At 53.4% G+C, this 6,545-nt stretch carries 7 protein-coding genes and 1 tRNA gene; 2 read left to right on the top strand and 6 right to left on the bottom strand.

Going from position 1 to position 6,545, the window contains the following annotated elements:
* Positions 1-173: 173 nt before the first annotated feature.
* Together V7730_RS16460 and V7730_RS16455 are read left to right on the top strand one after the other, a co-directional pair.
* Positions 174-818 carry a hypothetical protein gene (locus V7730_RS16460; RefSeq protein ID WP_335748687.1) on the top strand — a complete coding sequence of 215 codons (645 nt, stop codon included), beginning with the start codon at positions 174-176 and terminating at the stop codon, positions 816-818.
* Between the two features lie 171 nt (positions 819-989).
* Positions 990-1,373 (top strand): hypothetical protein, encoded by a 384-nt coding sequence (locus tag V7730_RS16455; protein ID WP_335748686.1) that lies wholly within the window; start codon positions 990-992, stop codon positions 1,371-1,373.
* A 180-nt stretch (positions 1,374-1,553) separates the two neighbouring features.
* Here the strand turns inward: V7730_RS16455 and V7730_RS16450 are convergent.
* The 6 genes from V7730_RS16450 to V7730_RS16425 all read right to left on the bottom strand — a co-directional run bounded on the left by V7730_RS16450 (position 1,554) and on the right by V7730_RS16425 (position 6,536).
* A tRNA-Arg gene (locus V7730_RS16450) sits at positions 1,554-1,630 on the bottom strand.
* Positions 1,631-1,772: 142 nt separating this feature from the next.
* A complete protein-coding gene (locus V7730_RS16445; protein WP_335748685.1) occupies positions 1,773-2,639 on the bottom strand; it encodes a glycosyltransferase family 2 protein in 867 nt (288 codons plus the stop codon).
* A 150-nt stretch (positions 2,640-2,789) separates the two neighbouring features.
* Positions 2,790-3,236 (bottom strand): response regulator, encoded by a 447-nt coding sequence (locus V7730_RS16440; RefSeq protein ID WP_335748684.1) that lies wholly within the window; start codon positions 3,234-3,236, stop codon positions 2,790-2,792.
* A 1-nt stretch (position 3,237) separates the two neighbouring features.
* Positions 3,238-4,338: a sensor histidine kinase gene (locus V7730_RS16435; protein ID WP_335748683.1), complete on the bottom strand. Its 1,101-nt coding sequence runs from the start codon at positions 4,336-4,338 to the stop codon at positions 3,238-3,240.
* Entirely contained in the window at positions 4,338-4,880 is a 543-nt protein-coding gene (locus V7730_RS16430; RefSeq protein ID WP_335748682.1) for a CHASE domain-containing protein, read from the bottom strand. The genes V7730_RS16435 and V7730_RS16430 overlap by 1 nt, the downstream gene beginning before the upstream one ends.
* 240 nt (positions 4,881-5,120) lie before the next feature.
* Positions 5,121-6,536, bottom strand: a complete 1,416-nt coding sequence (locus V7730_RS16425; RefSeq protein WP_335748681.1) for a DUF6880 family protein — start codon at positions 6,534-6,536, stop codon at positions 5,121-5,123.
* Positions 6,537-6,545 lie beyond the last annotated feature (9 nt).

Below are 6,545 nucleotides of genomic sequence, written 5' to 3'. Positions count from 1 at the left end.
CAGATGCATCTTAGCCAAGCCGCAAAACTGTCCTAAAAAGCAGGACCACTTCACCGTACGATCTTTGGCTGACCGGTCGCCTGAACACCGGAGCAGACGACACCTGGCTCGCTGATAAATCCCTATATGCGGCAACAACATTCTGTAAGCTGCTGGGGACAGAACTTCAGCATTTGCCCGGCTCTCCAAGTGCGAATGGAGTTGCGGTTGACACGCCTGCTCATGATGTCGGTTTCGATGTCGCACGCCATGGCGAGGCCAGAGTACGCGGCGCGCTGAACGCACTTGCTGCACGCGCAGTTGGCCATAATGATGAACCAAATAAAGCTTTTGGTCAGATCTACCTCGACTTGAGCCAAGCCCACCTCAACAAAGCCGACTTTGCCCCTTTCCGAAAAATCTTACGTGACTGCATCGTAGACATCTGGCCTGTTGCCGCCGGCGAAGACGTCCTTGGTTTCATTCAGAAGGAACGACAGTTGCACTCACTTTCGACCGCAGCGCGTCAGACCGGCATCGGCGCGGATCTGCTTGAGCAGTTCTTGGTTCATGCCGGTGCGATCGCGCCAGATGACAATCGACCGGCATCGCGAAAGACCTTTGATGCAGAAGCGAATGCGGAACTTATTGCTGACATTCCAACGCTTGTTGGCCCACGAGAAATGCAACGACAGATTGGCGCGACACGGCGGCAGTTCGCGTCGCTTGTTGAGAACAACATCCTGAAGCCGAGGATCGACATTTCAACGATTAAATTCCCTTGGAGGGTCTCGGATGGGAGCGCACTGGTCGCCGAACTCCAGGGGATGGCAAAGTAAATCGATCCAAGTGACGATCGCTGGGAAGAGATTCAGAAGGCCAAACGTCGCTCTGATGTGAGCGTCGGCACAATTATCTCCGCCATACGGGCGCGGCGACTTCAGATTGGTCGAAGCGAGGATCTATGGGGATACGCCGGGTTCAGCGTGCTGAAGCTGGAAATCAATGAAATGATACCAGCCAAACAAGAAAAGGCTGGATCGACAATGATCAGCGCCGCGGTTTTCGCGCGCACTGTCGGGATGCGCAGCGAGGGCTGGTTCGAGAAACTTGCGGCCGCAGGGCAGACCCCAGCAACGCGCATGCCACATCCGAAATGGGGTGGGATGCGCGTTTACCTATCCCAAGCGGACGTGGCGGAGTTTCACAAGCGCTTCCTGACGGCGGCGACGATGGAGCGGGAATTCGGCCTACATAAGAGATCACTGATTGCGCGGCTCAAAGCGGCAAAGGTCAGGGCATTCGCACCGTCCGGTCAAGACTTTGGAGCACTTTACCTACGCGAAGAGGTCGAAGCAGTCGTGAAACACGCCCTGTCTGGCCCGAAACGCTGAGGTCGAGTCGACGCTCCTGCCATAAATCTTGCTAAAACGTCGCCGTCCAACCCTGCAAAAATGCACAGATCCGGCGAAAAATCGATATATTATTTGCAAAAACAAACTTCTTGACACCGATTTGCACGAAACGTGCAGAATTTGCACTCTTATGCCCCATTGGCAATGAAGCTTAGATTTTGGCGGCCCCGGAAGGAATCGAACCCTCAACCTCGGACTTAGAAGGTCCTTGCTCTATCCAGTTGAGCTACGGAGCCGCAAGAACATCAGCACGTGTATGGCAAAGACTTTTATCCTTACCCTCAAATACCATCAAACCAGCTAGCCGTGAGAGAGTGCCATGCCGACGTTCGTGGACGTTATGAGCGAAGTGCGCGGCTCCATCAAGGGGCCAGTGCGCTATATATCGCGGAACCACTCTGGAAGGATCGTGCGGCAGACATAGTTGATGAAAGGCGGTTTAACGATCCCGCGCTTCGGGTCCCGCACCGGATTGTCACGAATTTCGCTGTAGCCCAGCGCAACAGCTTCCGCCCAAGATAGATCTTTAGCGGCGGCCAATTTTCGGAAGAAGCGTTTTGCGTGGAAATCAGGATTTGCCCAACCGTTCACATTCCAGTCTTCACCCACGGTATTAGCAACAGACTGACGCACAGCATTCGTTTCCTTGAGAGCGTCGGAATTAGCGTGTTTGAGGTGCACGAAATAGACGTCGTTAGGCATCTCGAAGGGGAAATCTTCGGTCTTGCGGTATCCGCAAAAAACACCGTGCCAGCGCAGAGGCAACGCTTTGCGCACCGCCCACGCTTTGCTGTAATTTCCGGTGATACACGCAATATTCCGGTGGGCTAAAGCACTGTCTTCGGGTCCAAGAGGCACATCCCCCTCAACCTCGGCAAGGTTCAGACCCAAGGCAAACAACGCTGGGGCTTTAGTGGATTCGAACAGTTCCTCAAAAGAACCGTAGGTTGCCGGATTAAAACACACCAGTTCATCCGCGTCGGTTTGGATCACCCAGTCATAGATGTTGCCCAAGCCCGACTGAAACCCGTTGATCAGCCGCAAACGCACGCGGTCAAAGTGCCGAAGCTCGTCGCGCGGAATGTTGATGATGCTGGCCTCAGGGCAGATTTTTGCAATTTCAGGATCGTATCCGTGCGAAATCACATAGAGGTTCTTATGGCCAATATGACCGCCATAATGCCGATACCATTGCGCCAGAGCCCAGTAATCACGGTAGACCATTGTAATGGCGCAAATCTTCATGCCTGAATCCTCATTGGCTAATGGGGTAGCGACGTAATGCAGCCCAATCAAGCAATTGCCACAATGGGATAGGAATTTCTGACGGCTATAGCAGATATGCACTAACCAGGCGGAAAAAACGCGTGATCTGCTTATCCTTGAGAAACCGGCTCAGCCATATTGATGGTTTGGTTCTGAGGGATTCCCGCACAATATCCAGAATTCATGCAGCCCTCGAAGGACCTCGACAAGCTCGACCGATGTATTTGGCTTGACGATATATCCGCTAACATTTTGCTGATACGCTAAATTCACATCTTTCTTATTCTGCGATGTCGTGAAGACAAAAACCCTCAAACTTTTCAGTTCGTCGGAGGCGCGCACGGCTTCTAAAAACTCGTGTCCGTTCATGCGCGGCATGTTGATGTCCAGCAATACAACAAAAGGATGCGAAAGAGTTCGTTCATGCAGATTGCTATTCAAAACCCGCAGTGCTTCCTCGCCGTCACGGGCGGTTACTAGGGGATGAGATATCCCAGCCCGCTTGAGCCCGCGCTTGAAAAACTCAATGTCGAGGTCGTTGTCCTCAACCAGCAAAATTGTCATCTCTTCGGTCATTTCACACAGCCTGTGTCGTCGTGCGGTTCACGTTTGTGCCAGCCACAGTCGGCCAGTCAAAACTAAACATGGCGCCATTTCCCAAAGAGGATTTTGACTTTAGTGAATTGCCATGCCGCTCAACCGATTTTTTAACGATCGCCAGCCCGATGCCTATGCTCTCAGGTATATCGGCCCTGCGCAATGTCTGGAAAACATCAAATATGCGATCATGGAATTTGGGATCTATGCCCGGTCCATTGTCAGCCACACTTACATGAGCGTTGTCACCAAATCTCATAGCGCTCACAGTAATCTCAAGAGGCTTCGAGCCATCGTGATACTTGATGGCGTTGCCAATAAGGTTTTCTAGAACACCACGGAAGTTGATCGTATCAACATCCATAACCTTGCAGTCTCCTATCAAGACAACCTGTTCATCTGACAATCCAAAGTCGACGCGCAGCCCGGCAACAAGTGCAGTCAAATCAAGTGGTTCATTCTGGACTGCCACAGTGACGATTTGGGAGAACTGATGAATGCCGCCTGTCAGTTGGTGCATACGCTCAACGCGCTCTAATATGCGGCATGGCAATTCACGCACTTCAGGGTTCGCATCCGGTGAGTTAAAATAGCCCTCAAGATCCTCCTGAACCATCTCTGTTAGCCCACCTATGCCACGGATGGGCGTTTTAAGATCATGCGACGCAACGTATGCATATTGCTCAAGCTGCTCGTTCTTCTCCGAGAGTTGTTCGTTGGTATAGGCCAGCTTGGCGCTCTTTTCTTTCAAGCGCTGTGTCACAATGTCCGCATAGGCAACTGCGCGGCGGTTGGCTCGTGCCATCATGAACAGCAGGGCCACAATGAACCCTTCACTGATAAGGCCTGCCACAAGTATTAGCTCCGGTTTGAGCTGCGCGTTGTCTTGCCTGAACGCAAGGTCGGACCGCATATCCAAGAGCCAATCCATGCCATATAAATTCACGCTGATTTTCTCTGAAAATATTCGGTCAACGTCCGCCATCGGATCTTCGACAGAATGTTCGTCATAGATCACCTCATCACCATCCATAATGCTGAAACGTACGTGGCGCAGGTCTTTGGCGAGCAGCCCATCCATCAGTTTCTGGACGACAAATGGTGCATAAACAGCCCCGCAAAGGAGTTTTTCCGCGCCGCCTTATCATGATGCGGCCCGCCCCTATAGAAAGGAGCATAGAACAAGAACCCCGGGGTATGCCCTGCATCTTGGACCAGCTTGATCGGCCCAGTGATCTGCGCCAGGCCAGTGTCACGGCTCAGCAAGGCAGCTGTACGCCGGTTCGTTTCATGCGCCAGGTCCAACCCGATGGCCGCAGCATTTACGTCCTCAGGCTCAATAAAAGTAATCGGCATGAAGACGGGCTGGTCATGTTGGGGATAGATATCAAAATTGGGTCTGTCGACGCGCTGGTTGGCCAGATATTCGTCAATCTGGTCAGGCGTTTTAATGTGAATGATGCCGATCCCGTTGATGCCGCGGTATCTTTCATCAATGCGTAGTGTCCGCGCAAATTCATGCCAAGCTGGGTATGTGATATCACCGCCATGGGATTTGACAGCCGCGACACCAGCCCAAAGAGCATCTTCATATTTGGCCATACGTTCTGATATCAGGGCCAAAACTTGATCCCGCGACGCTTCGAACCGCAGGCCAACCCGCTTATCAATCTGGTGTTTAGAAAACTGCCATGCGGCAATTGTGAGCGCAAATTACATTACCACAATGCAGATGTGGAACACCGTAATCCGGCCTTTTATTGAGGGATCTAGATGAGACACGACATGCTCCGCTATGGTGGCTTTCCCCGACCCTAGCGCGGCTTCATTAAGAATTCCCTGACCCGTACGGAGTTCCGTCGTTCAGGGAACCCGCGCCCAGAACGATGCCTTGTGTTTATACTGGTTACGAAGGTTTTCCAGATATGCATCGTGAGAGGCAAAGCGCCCATAGTCACTGATATCGGCGTCTGCCGCCGCGCAGTCCATGATGCAATCTGCTGCCTGAGCATAGCGCGAAGACTGGCCTTCCCAAAGCGCGCGGTCGATGATCGCCCGCCACAACAGGACAGCCGCGAGCGGATACCTGCTGCGCAAGGCGTCCGCCGCCGGGAGCAGAAGCTCTGACGGCTTGCCATCCAGTTCTTGCGGACGGCTTTCAATAAGTTGCGCCGCAGAGGACAGATCGGGCCAAGATATAAAGAATTGCAGTGAAGCCGTTACATCATCGAAGGCTAGAGCATGGGCTTTTGCCTGATCCTCCGCTTCGATGTCCTCAAAGTCCGGAATCAGCTTGAGGTAGTCGCGCAAGATTTGCGAATCCAGCGTTTCACAAAAGCAAGCACAGCGGTGGTCTTGGGCTTCAGAAACACGATCCAATGCCAGCAAGCATCTGATATAGGCACTGTCCCAACGCGGGTCCCCCTCTGGATGCGTACCAGTAAGGACGTCAAACGCTTCCGCTGCGCGCGCCTCAGAGAGCAACAAATCCGCGATCTGCGCAGCAACGGCGGGCCGCTTCATCTCTGCATTGGAATACTGCGCGATAAAGCCGTCCGTATCTCTTTGGACCGAGGCGATTTCTTGCAAACTCGCCTTCACCAGACGCGCCTTCTGCTCAGACGCGAAATCACCGCTGCTGCTACGTAGATCCCGCAAAAACTGGAGCGCCGCGTGGTCCTGCGGCCGTTCTGCCGGGGTTTGCGCATAAGACTGGACAAGCTGCTTCAGCCGCTCAAGCCCCACATCGCCCAAGGTGGGCGCGAGCAGCGTGATGATCCCGTCAAATTCACCATATATGTTGTCGCATAAAGCGTCCCATGTCCGTTCGGCCAGATCGATTGGACCAACCAACGCGCGCGGCGCGATATCCGCAAAATGCGCAAGCGCCGCGCGGAACGCATCCCCGACTTCTCCACGGCTGTCATCAACCCGTTCATAAACAGACGGTGCAAGTTCGATGAACTGCCACAGCAGGTCAAACGCCTGCGCAGGCGCATCAGGCGCAATTTTACCCGTGATCATGTCCGACTGCGTGGTCAAATCCTTAATGAGCGCCTTTCGCTTGCGCCAGCCGACACGGCTGGTCGACCGACGGATGGACGCCAGACGCATGCGCACGTCATGGGCCAACTCGTCCGGTCCAAGGTTATGGCTCAACTCCAGCCGCAGGCGGCGCTTTATCTCTGCGCTGCCGGTACTGACCTCAATCAACAAAGCGGCAAGGCGTTCGGCCCCAAGGGCAGCGAGATTGGCCTCGTTTAGGGTTTTCTTTGACATGTCTGTGTT

The sequence above is a fragment of the Sulfitobacter sp. genome (assembly GCF_036961165.1).
In the GTDB taxonomy this organism is placed as follows: domain Bacteria; phylum Pseudomonadota; class Alphaproteobacteria; order Rhodobacterales; family Rhodobacteraceae; genus Sulfitobacter.
The sequence above is the reverse complement of the archived record's forward strand: the minus strand, read 5'-3'. Positions and strand labels throughout refer to the sequence as shown.